At 48.7% G+C, this 754-nt stretch carries 2 protein-coding genes and 1 pseudogene; all 3 read right to left on the minus strand.

All coding sequences use genetic code 11. The features are described from left to right. On the minus strand, positions 1–337 hold a 337-nt coding region (locus AO277_RS14200; protein WP_257214229.1), incomplete at its 3' end, for a hypothetical protein. Then, positions 334–603 (minus strand): hypothetical protein, encoded by a 270-nt coding sequence (locus AO277_RS14205; protein WP_236691330.1) that lies wholly within the window; start codon positions 601–603, stop codon positions 334–336. The genes AO277_RS14205 and AO277_RS14200, both read right to left, overlap by 4 nt. A gap of 56 nt (positions 604–659) precedes the next feature. Further along, positions 660–754, minus strand: a pseudogene (locus AO277_RS14210) (IS5/IS1182 family transposase); the annotation flags it as partial.

The following is a 754-nucleotide window of genomic DNA, read 5'->3' on the forward strand; positions in this document are numbered from 1 at the left end:
CCGAGCTGGTAAAACAAGGGCCTGCCTGACGGCAGGCCCTAACCAGCCCGAACACAAAAAAACTGATACTCCCGCTTGACTTGCGTGCTTCCATGTCATCAATGATCTTATGCAAAGCAAAGGCTGATGTGAATGTACCTTCCAATGGTGAATTCTTAGGAAGGCCTACACAGACATAGCTTCCACGCTGATGCATCTGATAGCTTACGCCCTTGTAAGTCTTCACATCACCTACAAGGCTATTATTACTTACCTCTGCCTGTTCAATCATGGCCTTGAGCTGGGCCTTACGATGTTCCTGATACTGACGCTCACCTTCTGATAGATAGTAGTTCATTCTTGGACCCCTAGTCGCTTATAAACACTTGCCTTAATTGCTTTCATAGCATCAGTTTGGTTCTTGCCAGTTGCTGCTGGCCCGCTAATGATGCTTCTCGTTACGCCAGTGAAGTTCCCTTCGCTGTCATATTGGTTATTACTAGGCTTATTGGTGGTTCGATCAAGGCGTGCTTGCTGCACTGCCACCTGCATATCCAGACTCTCTCGAATCAGCGGATCAGTCTTATAGAGACGCTCAAGAGTAGCTTGCTTGACTTGCTTCATCGCTGCTACTGCATCCTTGGAGCTATCAAGGGCTCGGAGAGTACGTGCCTCCTGTTCTAGGTTTTGTACGAAAAGTATTGCCGCATACAACGTAGGCTACAAGCCAGCGTGACCATGGCTGCGTAGCTCTTGGCCAGCTTGTCGTAGCGAG

Source organism: Pseudomonas amygdali, from assembly GCF_002699855.1.
Classification (GTDB): Bacteria; Pseudomonadota; Gammaproteobacteria; order Pseudomonadales; family Pseudomonadaceae; genus Aquipseudomonas; species Aquipseudomonas amygdali.